The sequence below is a fragment of the Indolivaga alginatilytica genome (genome assembly GCF_003201355.1).
Taxonomy (GTDB): domain Bacteria; phylum Bacteroidota; class Bacteroidia; order Bacteroidales; family Dysgonomonadaceae; genus Dysgonomonas_A; species Dysgonomonas_A alginatilytica.
In genome coordinates, this window is record NZ_QICL01000015.1 from 46265 (window position 1) to 62594 (window position 16330).

Below are 16330 nucleotides of genomic sequence, written 5' to 3' on the forward strand. Positions count from 1 at the left end.
AACATGGAAATCATATTTTTAATAATCGGATTAATCGTTCTTGCAGCGATTATTATAATAAGCATAAAAAACAGGCTTATAGGGCTTAAGAACAAAGTCGAATATGCCAATGGAGCAGTAGATGCGATGTTTAAACAACGCTATAATTTAATCCCCAATCTGGTCGCCACTGTAAAACAATATATGCAACACGAAAGCACTTTGTTAGAACGATTGGTACAGTTAAGATCACAAGCTCAAAGTCCCGGTATAACCGATTCACAAAAAAACGAATTAAACGGGCAATTAGATCAGGCAATCAAATCTTTTAATATTTCAGTTGAAAATTATCCCGATCTAAAAGCCAGTGAGCAGTTTTCGAGGCTCCAAGCTTCATTAAATGAATGTGAAGGGCAATTAGCTGCCGCTCGCAGAACATATAATGCGACAGTTATGAATTATAATAATGCAATAGAGATGTTCCCAACAAGCATATTCGCTTCACAAATGAATTATCAGCGTAAGGAAATGATAACAGCAACGCAAACCGAACAACAGAATCCTAATGTGACAAATTTATTTTAAGGTTGCAGACCTATTTATCACTTTGTTAGCATAACCATCTCCGATTGTTATGCTAGCAAAACATCGAATTAAATATTTAACGTTACTTTTAATTATACTCGCACACTAATCTGATAACACATGTCTGTTTCTCTTCTTAATAATATTGAACAACGAGTATCGGATCTTCAATTCCAGTTACAATATCGATTACAACCGATTGAAGATTTAAGATTGGAATATAAAAAGCAACTGAAAACATTCTGGCTTATAGTTGTTGCATCTCTGGCAATATTTATCTCCATAGTTTTATTCTTGTATCTGCCTTTAGCTCCACTATTTATCATTCTTATTATTGGATATATCCTGACATATATCTATTGGATAAAACCTCTGAAAAAGAATCTCTGCGAACAATTTCACAATGGAATAGTACCACATATTGTATCCGAATTTTTATCTGAAACTTATTTTAATGCCAACAGCTACATAAGTGAGAAAGATTATTTCCTTTCCAATTTGTTTAGAAGATCTACCGACAAATACGATGGAAGCAACTTAACACAGGGAAATCTAGGACAAACATCCGTATTATTCTCTAATTTGCACACCCAATACAAAACACAATCAACCGACAGCAAAGGAAGAACCCGAACCCAATGGCATACTATATTCAGAGGTGTATTCCTTATAGCTGACAGCAATAAGAATTTCAATGGCGAAATATACATCTTTCCGGATACAGCAGAACGTATATTCGGAGGAATAGGACGATGGATGCAGGAAAAATTCGGTGCGACAGGAAGAGGAGAGATGATATATCTGGAAGATCCCGATTTCGAGAAAAGATATGTAGTATATGCTACGGATCCCGTAGAGGCACGCTATATATTGACACCTTCGATGCAACAGTATTTTATGAACCTATCTGATACTTTTGGAAAAGGCTCTTTACACGCATCTTTCATCAATGGTAAATTATATTTAGCCCTTAGCGGTGATTTTGAACTCTTTACTCTTAATACGAATAAGCCACTTAATGACGAGCAGACTATTAAGTATTATGTAGGAAATTTGATTCATATTCTGTCGGCTGTCGAAATTCTAGACCTCAATACACGTATCTGGAACAAGTAAGGTCTCAGACCTATTTATTGTTTTGGCAGGTATAACATTACAACTATAGTTTGTTATAACCTCAAAACATATTATTAAATACCTTCATTTATCCAAATAGCTGAAATATATGGAGTGGCAGGCGATAAATACAAAACTTATCCTTATATTTGCACCCGCTAATAAATAATTATGTACTAATTAAAAATTACTTTAAGAAATGGCTACAAAGATCCGTTTACAAAGAAGAGGACGTAAAGACTATCCTTTTTATCAAATCATTATTGCAGATAGCAGAGCACCACGTGATGGTAAATTTATTGAGAAAGTTGGCTCGTACAACCCGAACACTAATCCTGCTACAGTTACGTTAAACTTTGACAGAGCTTTGTATTGGCTACAAGTTGGTGCACAACCAACTGATACAGTACGCAATCTCCTTTCTGAAGAAGGTGTTCTTATGAAGAAACACTTACTTGGTGGGGTAACTAAAGGTGCATTCTCTGTTGCTGATGCCGAAACTAAGTTTGAAGCATGGAAAGCAAACAAAGATAAAGCTACTGAATCTGTAAAAAACAAACACGCAGAAAAAGCAAGTGCTGAAGTTAAAGCACGTTTCGAAGCAGAACAAGCTGTAAATAAAGCTAAAGCTGAGGCTGTAGCTCAAAAAAGAGCTGAAGCTGCTGCTGCAAAAGCAGAGAAAGATGCTCCTGCTGCTGTTGAAGTAGAAGCTCCTGAAGCTCCTGCTGCAGAAAGTGCTGAGTAAATTCGACATTTTTGATACAGCATACTAAAAAAGGTAATCCGATTGGATTACCTTTTTTATTTTATAATAAATCTACAATTACTTATACCCTCGCAGATATTGAACGGGATAATTAGCCACAGTATCACCTAATTCTTTTGCTGCATTAAGTACAAACTGGGGATTACGCAATAACTCACGACCTAAGAATATCAAATCGCATTTGCTTGCATTTAGTAAATTTTCAGCCTGCTTAGCATCGGTAATAAGCCCCACAGCTCCCGTAATAATACCGGTTTCTCTTTTTATACGTTTTGAAAAAGGAACTTGATAAGAAGGTCCTACCGGAATTTTAGCATGAGCTATATTGCCTCCTGTGGATACATCTATTACATCTACACCTTTATCTTTTAATAGTTTCGACAATTCTACGGAATCTTCAATATTCCATCCTCCTTCAACCCAATCGGTAGCCGAAATGCGTACCCAGAGAGAATGTTTTTCACCCAATAGAGAAATTAATACATCAACAATCTCAAGAAGAAACCTTGTTCTATTTTCGAAACTCCCTCCATACTCATCTGTCCTGTGATTACTCAGCGGAGATAGAAACTGATGAATCAGATATCCATGAGCAGCATGAATTTCCAGAACTTTATAGCCAACCTTTAAGGACCTTAAAGCCGCATTCCTAAAATCTTCAATCACGCCTTTAATAGCTTCTTTTGATAAAGCGATCGGAGGATTTTCATTTGCTTCAAACGGGATGGCTGATGCAGAAACTGTAGTCCAGCTATTAGCCCCCTCAATTAATTGTTTTCCTCCGTTTTGAGGTAAAGCGCAACTAGCCTTTCTTCCGGCATGAGCAAGTTGAATACCTGCAACGGCTCCGTGTTTCTCAACGAATTTTACAATTTGAGTCAATTTTTCAATGTGCTCATCTTTCCAAATACCTAAATCGCCATGACTAATACGCCCCTCGGGAGATACAGCAGTAGCTTCTTGTATTATAGTTCCACACCCACCTACAGCACGACTTCCATAATGGATAAAGTGCCAATCGTTGGCAAAACCATCTTCTGCCGAATACTGACACATTGGAGACATCACCACCCTATTTTTCAGAGTAATACCTTTCAAATGGAATGAAGTTAATAGTTTAGACATGTTTTATTTATTTTTTTCTTTCAGATAATAACCACAACATTACATACAATCTATAAAATTAAGAAATAATCCAGACAATATTGAAGTATTTTATAATATTTCATTTTCATATCTTTTTTATAAAATCTATCTTTGCACGGCTTAAAATATAGATGCATCTTTTACAGATCATTCTAATATGAATTTCTAAACCTCTTATACTTTCTTTTTATGATTTATACTGAAAATACAATACACGAAACAGCTAACAGAGGTAGTATAGAGGTAATATGCGGATCGATGTTCTCAGGTAAAACGGAAGAACTTTTGCGCAGACTCAAAAGAGCAAAAATAGCTAAACAACAGATAGAAATATTTAAGCCGGCGATTGATACACGTTATTCTGAAATTGAGATCACATCACACGATAGAAACTCGATTCCCTCGACTGTAGTCGAACATTCGAGTAATATCCTTTTACTGGCATCCAACATAGAAGTTGTAGCTATCGATGAAGCCCAATTTTTCGATATGGGTTTAGTTGATGTATGCCAGCAATTAGCAGATCAAGGTATCAGGGTCATTATAGCAGGGTTAGATATGGATTTTAAAAGGAATCCTTTTGGTCCAATGCCAAATTTATGTGCAATTGCCGATGATGTAGAAAAAGTACATGCCATATGTGTAGAATGTGGTAAATTAGCAAACTATTCGTTCCGGCTTGTATCAACAAACGACAAGCAGGTGATGCTTGGAGAGTTAGAGGAATATAAGCCACTCTGCCGACAATGCTATATACGGTTGAATGAGAAAAAATAGAGAGTGTTTCTGAAAACTTTTTTTGAGAAAAAAGAGTTTTCCAGTATTTACTGATTAAAACTTCCTCAGTATGAGAAAAGATCTCAAACACATTGTTCATCACACCCAATTACTAATCAAATCGGGAGATAAAAAAAAGTTAAGAACTTACCTTGATAGTCTTAATATCTCCATAATAGAAGATTTGATTGATGAACTTCCTGATTATGCTCCACTCATTATAGATACAATGAGTGTAAACAGAGCTATCAATGTTTTTAGAATTTTAGACGTTCCAACACAAGAACGAGTCATAAAAAAACTACCAAAACTTAAGGTTTCGGAGATTATGAGAGGTTTGCCTCCGGATGACCAGACGGCATTTCTAGGTGAACTAAAAGACGAAGAACTATCTCAACAATTGCTTTCTTTACTTTCTCCTGAAGATAAAAAAGAAGTATCTACGCTATTAGCTTATCCGGAAGATAGTGTAGGTCGGTTGATGACTCCCGACTATCTTGCCATAAATAAGAGTTTCACGGTACAGGAAACATTAGACACAATCAGGCTGCGAGGTAAAAACTCAGAGACTATTGACGTAATATACATATTGGACGATAATGGAGTCTTGCTTGATGACCTCAGGATTCGTGATTTATTGCTTGTCGACCCTCATACACCGATAGCCGACTTGATGGATGACAGGCTTATATCCCTGAACGCTGAAGATCCTCAAGAGGAAGCTATCAAGGTATTCAAGATGAATAATCGGGTCGCTTTACCCGTTATAGCTTCTGACAAAACTTTGCTGGGTATTATTACCATTGACGATGTTTTGTGGCTTGCTGACGAAGAGTATTCGGAAGATATGCAACGATTTGGAGCGAGTGGTACACTAGATGAACCCTATTTGGATGTTCCTCTCTACAAATTAATATGGAAGCGTGCAGGCTGGTTAATTGTCTTATTTATTGGCGAATTATTGACAGCTTCAGTAATGCAATATTATGAAGACCAATTAGCTAAAGTAATCGTACTTGCGATGTTTCTCCCTCTGATGATTTCAAGTGGGGGGAATAGCGGATCACAGGCTTCAACCCTTATTATCCAAGCAATGGCAGTTGGAGATGTACGCTTATCGCATTGGTGGCGTGTATTCAGACGCGAAATTATTTCAGGGCTAAGTTTGGGTATCATATTGGGTATTATTGGTTTTATACGTATTTTCGTATGGCATTTCATATTCCCCCATTTATATGGTGATCATTGGATTATGGTAGCCAGCACGGTATCTTTATCTTTAGTTGGAATTGTACTCTGGGGTTCATTAATAGGCTCGATGCTTCCATTCATTTTGCGTAGATTAGGCGCCGATCCCGCCACATCATCAGCCCCTTTTGTTGCGACCATTGTCGATGTAACAGGACTTATTATATATCTGACTATTGCCAGCATTATGTTTGGTTCGGTTCTCAGCTAAGGTCTAAGACCTTTTTATTGCTTAAGATCATCTGATTACTATTCTCAAAAGTGAATAAGATATGAGTAAAAAACAAGATAAGTTCAATGATGAAGATTTTGAACATAAATCATTCGAAATCGAAGGACGCACAGTAGAGTATAAGACTAAGATAGTAGATAAAGTTGAGCAAGACTTACTCAATCTGGGCGATAAAGATAAAGAGTTTATTGCATACAGTTTGGTTGATGCAGAAATTCTTCTTACTCAACTTAGTCCTCATAAAAATCTGTCGAACTACTCTGCACAAGACCTGGATGAGCTTATTTATTTATGGCTACATAGACGCAGCAGTTTTAAACATGTAAGTGAAGAGGAGTTTGTAAATGCCATAGGTTCAGCATTCGGTCATTGCATGAATGAAGCATATGGTACTAAATGGACTATTATCAGTGATGAGTATGGAAACGATTTTGCATGTGTTTCTGAAAATCCTGTATTTCAGACATTCCCTTTCAGCTCCATATGGAAAGCAATAGAACAGAACAGGGAGGGATCGCTACAAGCTATAATGGATTTAATCAAAAAGCATTTAGATGATGGTTCTTTTGGAAGCTAAGGTCGCAGACCTTTTTATTCCTTTAAGCAAATCATATAAAAAAGCAAGAGTTTATTAAACTCTTGCTTTTTTATATGTATAGATTATTAAGTAAATGAAAGTATTTAATGATATCTTATACTTATTGGCTTATCTAGGTAATAAGGAAGTCTGCGACCTTATTTTAACTTAGCCAAAGTTTCTTTTACTCGTTTCAAAGCCTCTACAAGTAATTCATCTGCGGTTGCATATGAAAAACGAATACAGTTAGGAGCACCAAAAGCTTGTCCTGCAACACAAGCAACATGTCCTTCTTCTAATAAGAACATTGCCAAGTCGCCTGAGTTCTCAATCTTTCTGCCATTAAATGATTTTCCGAAATAGAAAGAGCAATCAGGAAATACATAAAAAGCTCCATCAGGTTTCTCTATGTTAAAGCCTTCGATTTCCGATGTTAGCTTATAAACTAAATCACGGCGACGCTCAAATGCTACACGCATAGTCTCTACACATGACTGATCGCCTGTGTAAGCCGCTTCTGCCGCTTTTTGAGTGATAGAAGATGGACCCGAGGTAACTTGTCCCTGTAACTTATTACAAGCATCTGCTATCCATTTAGGAGCAGCAATCCATCCCAAACGCCATCCTGTCATTGCATAGCCTTTAGAAACGCCGTTAATAATTACAACTCTATCTCTTACATTCTCAAATTGAGCAATACTTTCATGCTTACCTACATAATTAATATGCTCATATATTTCGTCTGCAAGAATGATAATATTCGGATGCTTTGCCAATACATTAGCCAGCCCCTCTAATTCTGACTTAGAATATATACTCCCTGTTGGATTAGAAGGTGAGCATAAAATTATAGCACGTGTTTTAGGTGTTATAGCATTTTCAAGTTGGGCAGCTGTTATCTTGAAATTTTGTTCTATGCCGGCAGAAACAATTACACTTGTTCCTTCGGCTAATTTTACCATTTCTATATAGCTAACCCAATATGGAGCAGGAATTATAACTTCATCTCCAGCATTTACAACGCTCAGCAAAGCATTATAAACCGATTGTTTTGCACCATTCGAACAAACGATCTGCTCTGGTTGAAAGGTCAGGTTATTCTCTTTTTGCAATTTAGCACAAATAGCTTTACGTAAAGAAGGAAATCCGGTAACAGGGCTATAGAATGAAAAATTATCCTCTATCGCTTTTTTCGCCGCTTCCTTGATGTGATCCGGAGTGTAAAAATCGGGCTCACCAACACTTAGATTAATAACATCAAAACCTTGAGCTTTCAGTTCTGAACTCTTCTGTGACATTGCCAATGTTTCGGATGCCGAAAGATTAGCGATACGATCTGCTACCTGTCCCATTTTAATTATTCTTCTTTATTTGTATTTTTCTAGTTTATATATTAAGTAATCCTTAGTAATGTAGATTGCTATATTTTAAGTCTCTCTTAATTATTCTTTTGAAGTAATAAAAAGAAAGTTATGATCTCAATCTAAATTATGCAAAATATGCCCCATTTTATCTTTCTTGGTCTTCATATAAGCTTCATTATACTTATTAGGAGTAATTTCGATAGGCACATTTCCAACAACCTCTAATCCAAAAGATTCAAGACCGACTCGTTTTATCGGATTGTTAGTTAATAAACGCATTTTTTTCACATTCAAGTCACGAAGTATTGCAGCTCCTACACCATAATCGCGTTCGTCAGCTTGATAACCCAAATGTAGATTTGCATCTACCGTATCCAGACCTTCTTCTTGAAGTTTATAAGCCTGCATTTTAGCCATCAGACCAATACCTCGTCCCTCTTGATTTAGATAAACAATTACGCCTTTACCTTCTTTTTGAATCATTTCCATTGATTTGTGAAGTTGTTCACCACATTCACAACGTTTCGATCCAAAAATATCTCCGGTCATACATGAAGAATGCACTCTTACCAAAATAGGCTCATCAGCTTCCCATGTACCTTTTATTAAAGCAATATGCTCCAAACCATTCGATTTTTGTTTAAAAGGAATCAGATGAAAATCGCCATGTTCTGTGGGCATATTCACTTCAGCACCTCTTTCAATCAAAGACTCACGGCATAATCTGTATTTAACCAGATCAGCCACTGATATTATCTTAAGACCAAAGTCTTTTGAAAATTTCATTAATTCGGGAAGACGAGCCATTTCTCCATCTTCTTTCTTTATTTCGATCAAAACACCTGCCGGATATAGTCCCGCCAGTTTTGCTAAATCCACAGCAGCTTCGGTATGACCAATACGACTCAAAACTCCTTTGTCTCTTGCTCGTAGAGGAAACACGTGTCCGGGACGTCCCAGATCTTCTGCTTTTGTTTCTGCTTTAGCCAAAGCTAAAATAGTTTGAGATCTGTCGAATGACGAAATACCCGTAGTACAACCATGTCCCAATAAATCAACTGATACAGTAAATGGAGTAGCATGTACTGATGTGTTACTAGTAACCATCATAGGTAGATCCAATTCATCACATCTTTCTCCGGTCAATGGAACACAAAGAAGTCCCTTAGCATGAGTCTCCATAAAATTTACCTTCTCAGGGGTAATTGCTTCTGCAGCAATAATCAGGTCACCTTCATTTTCACGGTCTTCGTCATCAACCACGACCACAAAGTTCCCTTTTTTTATTTCTTCTATCGCTTCTTCGATAGTATCTAACTTTATCTCCAACATAATATCTTAAATATTTATTGTTATTTTCTGCGTTTGTTCTGATTGGAATAACTTTTTCATCTTATTCCTTTGTAAAAGGTAAAGAACACAATAAAACGGTATCCCAATTGTGAAATTTAAAATGATATTTGACATTTCGATCTTCTCTTTTAATCGAGAATAAAACTCCTGCCGTGTAAAAAATATCTCAATAAGTAGAAATAAATATAATATGCCACTTATCCATTGTAGAACCGAAAAGGTGGAATCTATAAAACCCTTTGTAAATATGCGTATAGCAGAAATTACTATAAAAACAGCAAATACCTTCAAAGCATCTTTAGCCCACTTATTGTAATTAGAATAAAGCTGTTCAACAGTCATCAAACTACGATCCCCAAACACCTTTACATAATAGTTTCGATAAGCATCAGCATTAAATAGGGCAGAGTCGTTTATCGCTTTATAGGTTATAAATACACCTAACGGGAATAATATAAAGGAACTCAGCCAAACTCCCTGCCATACAGCCCAAACACCATCCCTTGCCATTTTATACCCCAGATTATCTATTATGTAATAAATAATAAATAGGATAACGGATACCACAACAGGCATTCCTAACCCTCCTTTTCGTATGATTGCACCTAAGGGGGCACCAATAAAAAAGAAGACTAAGCAAGCAAACGATAAGGTAAATTTACGCTGCAGTTCTACATTATGCTGTCGTATCTTTTTTTGAGTATCGATCTTAGAAATCGAACGAAACATAAAATCGTTCTTATTGGCTTCGGCTCTAGACATAGCATCGGTATATATGCTTGTCTTTTCTGTAGGAGAAAGAGAATTCATCACAGAATCGAGGCTATATACAAATGCCGTATTATTTTCTTCTTTTATATTTGTGGTATCTGCATGATAGTTATTGCGATACGACAAATAGGTATAATTAAGCATGACCTTCCGGTCGTTTATATTCAAACTGTCTACTATGATTGTAAGTGAATCTATAGACGCTCTCAATTGTGATGCATTTTTGGCTATCTGGGTTCCATCCATAGCCGATTCGTCCATCCTGTTAAAATTGGCATCGAAAGGAATAATAACCTGCCTTTCTTTAAAGTTCTCACGACTGTACGGTACAAATTTATCATTTCGAACAACCGACCTATCGTCTAAACCCGATTGTTTAAAATTTGAAAATTGTTGTCCATAAAACAGATTTAACTGTAAGTAGTCTTTATTGGAAGACATTTTCATTTTGGCTGAATCACAAACAATCACAGCCATATTATCAAAGCCTTTAGATACATCATAAATCATTACATCCCGCAATGTACCTGTTTCTTTATCTTTTGTTTTTACAAAAATATTATAGTTCTCTATGCCAGAGTAGAAAGAACCTTCGGGGATATCCAGTTCGGGCGATTTTTGCCTTACCGAAATCATTAAAGACCTAAGCTTAACATTAATCTTAGGAATAATATTATTTTGGAAGAAGAAAGCCCCTACACAAATAAATACCATAAGTATAATCAGTGGGCGCATGGCTTTGAGTAAAGATATACCGGCAGCCTTTATAGCCAGTAACTCATAGCGCTCTCCTAGATTACCAAAGGTCATTAAAGAAGCCAGTAATATAGCCAAAGGCAATGCCATAGGCACCAATGATAGCGCAGCATATGTAAATAGCTCGGCAAGCACATGGGTTTCGAGTCCTTTACCAACCATATCCTCAACGTACTTCCAAAGAAACTGCATCAATATAATAAACAAAGAAATGGCAAATGTCATGAAAAACACCGGCACAAATGTCTGTAATATATATATGTATAAACGTTTTATACCCAACATTAAACTCTATCTTATTTACAAGAACAAAGTTAGTAAAAAAAAGCTGCTAAAAAACAGAAAAGAGATAGTATAAACTATCTCTTTTCTTATGGCTTTATATAAATATTCTAAATATTAATATCTTTCACGATTGAAACCGCCGCCACCTGAGTTACCACCTCTTCTGTTGCCACCGCCACCGAATCCGCCGCCAGAATTGCTTCTACGAGGACCACCTGCGCCACCACCTTCAGTTCTTGGACGTGCTACTGATACAGAAATAGTTCTGCCATCATACTCAGCACCGTTCAACTCATCGATAGCTTTTTGACCTGAAGCTTCGTCATTCATTTCAACGAAACCGTAACCTTTAGAACGACCAGTTTCTCTGTCCATAATAACTTTAGCAGAAGCAATCTCTCCGTATTCTCCAAATAAATCGTTTAGGTCAGCATCTGTAATACTATAGCTTAAACCTGCAATAAAAATGTTCATAAAAAAATGTAATTAAAAAAAAATAAATAATTGTGTTTAGCAAAGAACCAAATTCAGAGAGACTATACTAACCAAGATACTTGAGAAAGAAATTAAACCCATCTGTCTAAAAATTACTTATGCACTCGCAAATGTAATAATAAATTTGAGAACTTATGTATTTACGGGATAAATAAGCAACCCACTTCCAAGTTTTAACTAAACCCTACAATTTTAGAATTTAATTAACATTATTTTAATAGCCGACTATATTCTACAACAATTACTTTTGCCATATATTCATTCTATAATAAATATTCGAAGATGAAGATAAACAAAACAAATGCAGCCAGATTACTGGACAAAATAAAGGTCAACTACGCACTCATATCCTATGAGGTAGATGAATCGGATCTGAGTGCGATTCATGTTGCCGAACAATTAAACGAACCCATAGAACAGCTGTTTAAAACATTGGTTCTTAAAGGTGACAAATCAGGATATTTTGTTTGCATAATTCCCGGAGCAGAGGAGCTTGATTTGAAACTTGCCGCCAAAGCCTCAGGAAACAAAAGCTGCCATATGATCCTCATGAAAGACCTCTTGGAAATAACGGGGTATATTAGGGGCGCATGTTCTCCTATCGGAATGAAAAAGAAATATCCCATGTACATCCATTCTACTTGCGAAGATTTCGATTTCATTTACATCAGTGCGGGACAGAGAGGTTTACAAATAAAAATAGCTCCGGCAGACCTTTTGAAGGCTATCGAAGCTACAGTTTGCACACTATGTATTCAAGAAGAATAACTAATCTATGAAATTTTTATTTTCTTTGCCAGCTTACCTATAGTCAAACCCTGAACTATAATAGAAAATACTACTACAAAGTAAGTTGCGGCTATAAGCACTTGTTTAAAGGGGCCTTCGGCTATAGAAAGAGCCAAAGCAATAGAAACTCCACCGCGAAGACCTCCCCAAACGAGTATCTTTATAGTTCCACTGGAGAACTTCTCTTTAAACGGAATTATCAGTGTAGGTATTTTTATTGATATATATCGGGCAAATAAGACAACTACAATACAAATACAGCCTATCAACCAATAATTATGAAGATTAGGGATAAGAAGCAACTCGAATCCTATAAAAAGGAATAAGATAGCATTAAACACTTCGTCCAACAACTCCCAAAAATGACCGACATGATTGGTTGTCACGATTTCTTCATTTTCTTTTCGCTTCCTTTTAGACTCCCCTATAATAAGACCGGCAGCAACCATCGCCAAAGGTCCTGAGATATGCATCGCATGAACAATCAACGAACCACCCATAACAACCGACAATGTTATTAAGACCGAAACTTTATAATCATTCGCTGTTCTCATTGCCCTAGCGGCGACATAACCAAGCAAAAGACCTACAAGAAACCCTCCAAGTGCCTCCTTTATAAATAACCATGCTATATTGGTTATAGACAAATCTATTGATTCGCCTTGTGCCAATTTTAATATGACTGCAAAAACCACAACTGCAACACCATCATTAAAGAGTGATTCACCTGCAACTTTAGTTTCCACAGACTTCGATACATTTGCCTGTTTCAAAATACTTAATACGGCAATAGGATCGGTAGGTGAAATTAATGAACCAAAAAGTAAACAGTATATAAAGGGAATCTCCAAATGCAAATCGACCATTGGCAGCAATCTGTTTAACAGAAAGTACAGAGCAAAGCCAATTACAAATGTGGAGATAATAACACTCAATGTCGAAAAGATAATAACGGGTAACCGCTGTTCTTTCAAATCAGTTATATTGATATGTATAGCTCCTGCAAAAAGCAAGAAATTAAGCATACCATTCATCAATATCTCTGAAAAATTAAGGCTTCCTATCAATGTCGAAAAATCCTGCAAAGGTCCTGTGGTTACCAAATTTCCAATAAAAACCAATAATATAGAAACAATCATAGCAATAACCATGATGCCGATAGTTGCGGGCAACTTTAAGAATCTTACATTCACGTAAGAGAAAATCGTTGCAATAACTATAAGAATAGAAAATGAATAGTATAATTCCATTTATGACATTTTTAAGGGGTAAAAAAGGAAGTTTGTCACACAAATATAATAAAAAACAGTTTTTTAACAAGTAGTATTTTTGTTTTGTGATAAAAAAAAGGGATTGCTGTTCTAGCAATCCCTTTATATATTTTGAGTATCAGGTTTTCTCAACCTAAATAACCCTTCAGTAATTTACTTCTCGAATTTTGGCGTAATCGTTTGATTGCCTTTTCTTTTATTTGTCTAACACGCTCACGCGTAAGCTGGAATTTGTCTCCAATTTCTTCTAATGTCATCTCCTGACACCCTATACCAAAAAACATTTTGATAATATCGCTTTCCCTTTCGGTCAAAGTAGATAGGGCTCTTTCGATTTCCTGTTGAAGAGATTCGTTCATCAATGCACGGTCTGCAATAGGAGCATCATCATTCACTAATACATCAAGTAAGCTATTATCTTCGCCTTCTACAAACGGAGCATCCATTGAAATATGACGGCCTGACACCTTTAAAGAATCGGAAATTTTATCAACCGGAATATCCAATTGTTCTGCCAATTCCTCTGGTGAGGGCTTACGTTCATTTTCTTGCTCAAATTTGGAGAAAGCTTTGCTGATTTTATTTAGCGAACCTACCTGATTCAAAGGAAGGCGTACTATACGCGACTGCTCAGCTAATGCTTGCAAAATAGATTGACGAATCCACCAAACAGCATAACTGATAAATTTAAAACCTCTGGTTTCATCAAATTTTTCAGCTGCTTTTATCAAACCTAAATTCCCTTCATTAATAAGGTCAGGTAAGCTCAATCCTTGGTTTTGGTATTGTTTTGCTACTGATACTACAAAACGAAGATTAGCCCGTGTAAGTTTCTCCAACGCTGCTCTATCTCCTCGCTTTATGGCCTGAGCCAACTCCACCTCTTCTTCTACAGTGATAAGATCCTCACGACCAATCTCTTGAAGATACTTATCCAAAGATGCACTCTCTCGATTTGTTATCGATTTTGTAATCTTTAACTGTCTCATTTATTCGCTTTAAATATTAATTTTCTCAAACAAGTGTGCAAAGGTATAAATTAAATATCAATTTTAGGTCACCTAATTATAATAAAAATCACTTCTATGTAATATATCTTTGTTCCTTTATATAATAACGTTTAACTCTTCATTTTGATCGAAGAGCTAAACGTTATACTTTGTTAATTCGACTTAGAGTTACTATTATTCATTCAGATCAATCGCATAATACTTGGTTCTTCCATTTGCATAGAATCCTGAAATAAATAACCCTTTATCTTGACTTTGAGCTACTGCTTCTATTATTTGTTCGGCTTCTTCGGCTGAAGCTACAGGTCTATTGTTGATTTTCATAATGATAAATCCTTTTGCAATTCCTCCTTTTTTAAATTTACCATTATCATCAACTCCGGCAACCTCTACACCATAGCTTACGCCATACTGTTTCTTTTGTTCTTCTGTCAGATTCTTAAATGCAGCTCCTACAGAAGCCAGACCATCGGTTTTCTTCACCACAGAAGTACTTCCCAAACTATTCTTCAAAGTTACTCCGATAGTAGATTGTTTACCATTACGATCAACAGTCAATTCTACCTTATCACCAGGACGATATCTGTTCACATAATCCTGTAATTCTCCAACATTACGAACTTTAGTTTTATTTATAGCAACAATCACATCGCCTTCGAGAACACCTGCTTCTTTTGCCGGACTACGATCTGCAAAACCTCCAACATAAACACCTTCTTTTACTTTAAGATTTTTAGCTTTCTCAGGGCTCATATCCTCAACGGCAGCTACATCGCTAATCATAACACCAAGAACTGCACGCTGAACAGTTCCAAACTCTTTAATATCAGCTACTACTTTTCCGGCAATTGAAATAGGAACAGCAAAACCATATCCTGCAAAATTTCCTGTTTGAGAATATATGGCTGTATTAATACCTACTAACTGTCCATTTGTGTTCACCAATGCACCTCCACTATTACCGGGATTGATAGCTGCGTCAGTTTGGATAAAGGATTGGATAGTCATATCTCCTCCACCGGGTTTTCCGGCTCCAATACCTCCACGACCTTTAGCACTCACAATTCCGGCAGTCACAGTAGAAGTCAGATTAAATGGATTCCCTACAGCCAATACCCACTCTCCGACTTTTAAGTCATCCGAATTGCCAAATGGTACGTAAGGAAACTCTGCTCCTTCTATCTTCAACAAAGCTATATCTGTCGTAGGGTCGGCACCAACTAGTTTGGCCGGAAATCTTCTATTGTCGTTCATTGTAACCTCTATCTCTGTAGCCTTGTCAATTACATGATTATTTGTAATTACATACCCGTCTTTAGAGATAATAACTCCCGATCCGTAACCTACACTTGGTTGAGGATTTGCATATTCAGAGCCTCCCCGATCACCAAATCCAAAGAAATATTCAAAAGGATCTACCATTTGCCTTTGACGACGACCGGCAGTTTCGGTTGCTTTGACAGTAGACTTGATATGCACCACTGCATGAATCGAACTTTCGGCAGCTTTGGTAAAATCAGGATATCCATCCGCAGTCAAAGAAGCCAGATGTACATTCTTTTGATCGAAATCCTGCCCATAATTAAATATGTCGGCACTGCTGTAATTAGATCGGCTATTTAAATAACTATATGTGCCGTATGAAGCACCAATACTAATCAATGCAGCCACAACATAAGTAGAAGCACTTTTCCAAAATTTCTTCATATTCTAATTCGTTTTTATTTTTTAATTAATCAATTAATATCTTTCTCCAAATGTATAAACAAAAAACATTCACTTTTGTATGACAAACCCTATTTTTTAACAC

Annotated in this window: 15 protein-coding genes; 7 read left to right on the top strand and 8 right to left on the bottom strand. The window is 36.4% G+C overall.

Translation table 11 applies throughout. The features are described 5' to 3' along the window. Positions 1-3 precede the first annotated feature (3 nt). The 3 genes from CLV62_RS12190 to CLV62_RS12200 all read left to right on the top strand — a co-directional run bounded on the left by CLV62_RS12190 (position 4) and on the right by CLV62_RS12200 (position 2425). The gene (locus CLV62_RS12190) at positions 4-564 is read left to right on the top strand and encodes a LemA family protein (protein WP_110311068.1); all 561 of its coding nucleotides are present in this window, start codon (positions 4-6) and stop codon (positions 562-564) included. A 120-nt stretch (positions 565-684) separates the two neighbouring features. Further along, entirely contained in the window at positions 685-1680 is a 996-nt protein-coding gene (locus CLV62_RS12195; RefSeq protein WP_110311069.1) for a DUF3137 domain-containing protein, read from the top strand. 199 nt (positions 1681-1879) lie between these two features. Further along, positions 1880-2425 (top strand): 30S ribosomal protein S16, encoded by a 546-nt coding sequence (locus CLV62_RS12200; protein WP_110311070.1) that lies wholly within the window; start codon positions 1880-1882, stop codon positions 2423-2425. Positions 2426-2503: 78 nt separating this feature from the next. Here CLV62_RS12200 and CLV62_RS12205 read toward each other — a convergent pair whose 3' ends face one another. Beyond that, entirely contained in the window at positions 2504-3571 is a 1068-nt protein-coding gene (locus tag CLV62_RS12205; RefSeq protein WP_110311071.1) for an NADH:flavin oxidoreductase/NADH oxidase, read from the bottom strand. Between the two features lie 210 nt (positions 3572-3781). Here CLV62_RS12205 and CLV62_RS12210 point away from each other — a divergent pair, with 210 nt between their 5' ends. The 3 genes from CLV62_RS12210 (at position 3782) to CLV62_RS12220 (ending at position 6426) form a co-directional block, all read left to right on the top strand. Then, the gene (locus tag CLV62_RS12210; RefSeq protein ID WP_110311072.1) at positions 3782-4369 is read left to right on the top strand and encodes a thymidine kinase; all 588 of its coding nucleotides are present in this window, start codon (positions 3782-3784) and stop codon (positions 4367-4369) included. A gap of 70 nt (positions 4370-4439) precedes the next feature. Next, entirely contained in the window at positions 4440-5828 is a 1389-nt protein-coding gene (mgtE, locus tag CLV62_RS12215) for a magnesium transporter (RefSeq protein WP_110311073.1), read from the top strand. Between the two features lie 61 nt (positions 5829-5889). Then, positions 5890-6426: a DUF3806 domain-containing protein gene (locus CLV62_RS12220; RefSeq protein WP_110311074.1), complete on the top strand. Its 537-nt coding sequence runs from the start codon at positions 5890-5892 to the stop codon at positions 6424-6426. A gap of 158 nt (positions 6427-6584) precedes the next feature. Here the strand turns inward: CLV62_RS12220 and CLV62_RS12225 are convergent, their stop codons facing one another. From CLV62_RS12225 to CLV62_RS12240, 4 genes are all read right to left on the bottom strand, one after another. Further along, entirely contained in the window at positions 6585-7778 is a 1194-nt protein-coding gene (locus tag CLV62_RS12225; RefSeq protein ID WP_110311075.1) for a pyridoxal phosphate-dependent aminotransferase, read from the bottom strand. A gap of 126 nt (positions 7779-7904) precedes the next feature. Further along, a complete protein-coding gene (locus CLV62_RS12230) occupies positions 7905-9122 on the bottom strand; it encodes a bifunctional 3,4-dihydroxy-2-butanone-4-phosphate synthase/GTP cyclohydrolase II (protein WP_110311076.1) in 1218 nt (405 codons plus the stop codon). Between the two features lie 6 nt (positions 9123-9128). Further along, positions 9129-10955: an LptF/LptG family permease gene (locus CLV62_RS12235; protein WP_110311077.1), complete on the bottom strand. Its 1827-nt coding sequence runs from the start codon at positions 10953-10955 to the stop codon at positions 9129-9131. 114 nt (positions 10956-11069) lie between these two features. After that, the gene (locus tag CLV62_RS12240) at positions 11070-11429 is read right to left on the bottom strand and encodes an RNA recognition motif domain-containing protein (RefSeq protein ID WP_110311078.1); all 360 of its coding nucleotides are present in this window, start codon (positions 11427-11429) and stop codon (positions 11070-11072) included. 303 nt (positions 11430-11732) lie between these two features. Here CLV62_RS12240 and ybaK point away from each other — a divergent pair, with 303 nt between their 5' ends. Beyond that, a complete protein-coding gene (gene ybaK / locus CLV62_RS12245) occupies positions 11733-12218 on the top strand; it encodes a Cys-tRNA(Pro) deacylase (RefSeq protein ID WP_110311079.1) in 486 nt (161 codons plus the stop codon). A 5-nt stretch (positions 12219-12223) separates the two neighbouring features. Here ybaK and CLV62_RS12250 read toward each other — a convergent pair whose 3' ends face one another. The 3 genes from CLV62_RS12250 to CLV62_RS12260 form a co-directional block, all read right to left on the bottom strand. Further along, positions 12224-13489: a cation:proton antiporter gene (locus CLV62_RS12250; protein WP_110311080.1), complete on the bottom strand. Its 1266-nt coding sequence runs from the start codon at positions 13487-13489 to the stop codon at positions 12224-12226. A 149-nt stretch (positions 13490-13638) separates the two neighbouring features. Continuing rightward, a complete protein-coding gene (locus CLV62_RS12255; protein ID WP_050708991.1) occupies positions 13639-14499 on the bottom strand; it encodes a sigma-70 family RNA polymerase sigma factor in 861 nt (286 codons plus the stop codon). A gap of 195 nt (positions 14500-14694) precedes the next feature. Continuing rightward, complete coding sequence (locus CLV62_RS12260; protein WP_110311081.1) at positions 14695-16227, bottom strand: Do family serine endopeptidase; 1533 nt, start codon at positions 16225-16227, stop codon at positions 14695-14697. Positions 16228-16330 lie beyond the last annotated feature (103 nt).

What these genes read in the sequence shown, in the direction of transcription:
- CLV62_RS12190 (WP_110311068.1), top strand. Translation starts at nt 4, where the DNA reads ATGGAAATCATATTTTTAATAATCGGATTAATCGTTCTTGCAGCGATT.
- CLV62_RS12195 (WP_110311069.1), top strand. Translation starts at nt 685, where the DNA reads ATGTCTGTTTCTCTTCTTAATAATATTGAACAACGAGTATCGGATCTT.
- CLV62_RS12200 (WP_110311070.1), top strand. Translation starts at nt 1,880, where the DNA reads ATGGCTACAAAGATCCGTTTACAAAGAAGAGGACGTAAAGACTATCCT.
- CLV62_RS12205 (WP_110311071.1), bottom strand. Translation starts at nt 3,571, where the DNA reads ATGTCTAAACTATTAACTTCATTCCATTTGAAAGGTATTACTCTGAAA.
- CLV62_RS12210 (WP_110311072.1), top strand. Translation starts at nt 3,782, where the DNA reads ATGATTTATACTGAAAATACAATACACGAAACAGCTAACAGAGGTAGT.
- mgtE (WP_110311073.1), top strand. Translation starts at nt 4,440, where the DNA reads ATGAGAAAAGATCTCAAACACATTGTTCATCACACCCAATTACTAATC.
- CLV62_RS12220 (WP_110311074.1), top strand. Translation starts at nt 5,890, where the DNA reads ATGAGTAAAAAACAAGATAAGTTCAATGATGAAGATTTTGAACATAAA.
- CLV62_RS12225 (WP_110311075.1), bottom strand. Translation starts at nt 7,778, where the DNA reads ATGGGACAGGTAGCAGATCGTATCGCTAATCTTTCGGCATCCGAAACA.
- CLV62_RS12230 (WP_110311076.1), bottom strand. Translation starts at nt 9,122, where the DNA reads ATGTTGGAGATAAAGTTAGATACTATCGAAGAAGCGATAGAAGAAATA.
- CLV62_RS12235 (WP_110311077.1), bottom strand. Translation starts at nt 10,955, where the DNA reads ATGTTGGGTATAAAACGTTTATACATATATATATTACAGACATTTGTG.
- CLV62_RS12240 (WP_110311078.1), bottom strand. Translation starts at nt 11,429, where the DNA reads ATGAACATTTTTATTGCAGGTTTAAGCTATAGTATTACAGATGCTGAC.
- ybaK (WP_110311079.1), top strand. Translation starts at nt 11,733, where the DNA reads ATGAAGATAAACAAAACAAATGCAGCCAGATTACTGGACAAAATAAAG.
- CLV62_RS12250 (WP_110311080.1), bottom strand. Translation starts at nt 13,489, where the DNA reads ATGGAATTATACTATTCATTTTCTATTCTTATAGTTATTGCAACGATT.
- CLV62_RS12255 (WP_050708991.1), bottom strand. Translation starts at nt 14,499, where the DNA reads ATGAGACAGTTAAAGATTACAAAATCGATAACAAATCGAGAGAGTGCA.
- CLV62_RS12260 (WP_110311081.1), bottom strand. Translation starts at nt 16,227, where the DNA reads ATGAAGAAATTTTGGAAAAGTGCTTCTACTTATGTTGTGGCTGCATTG.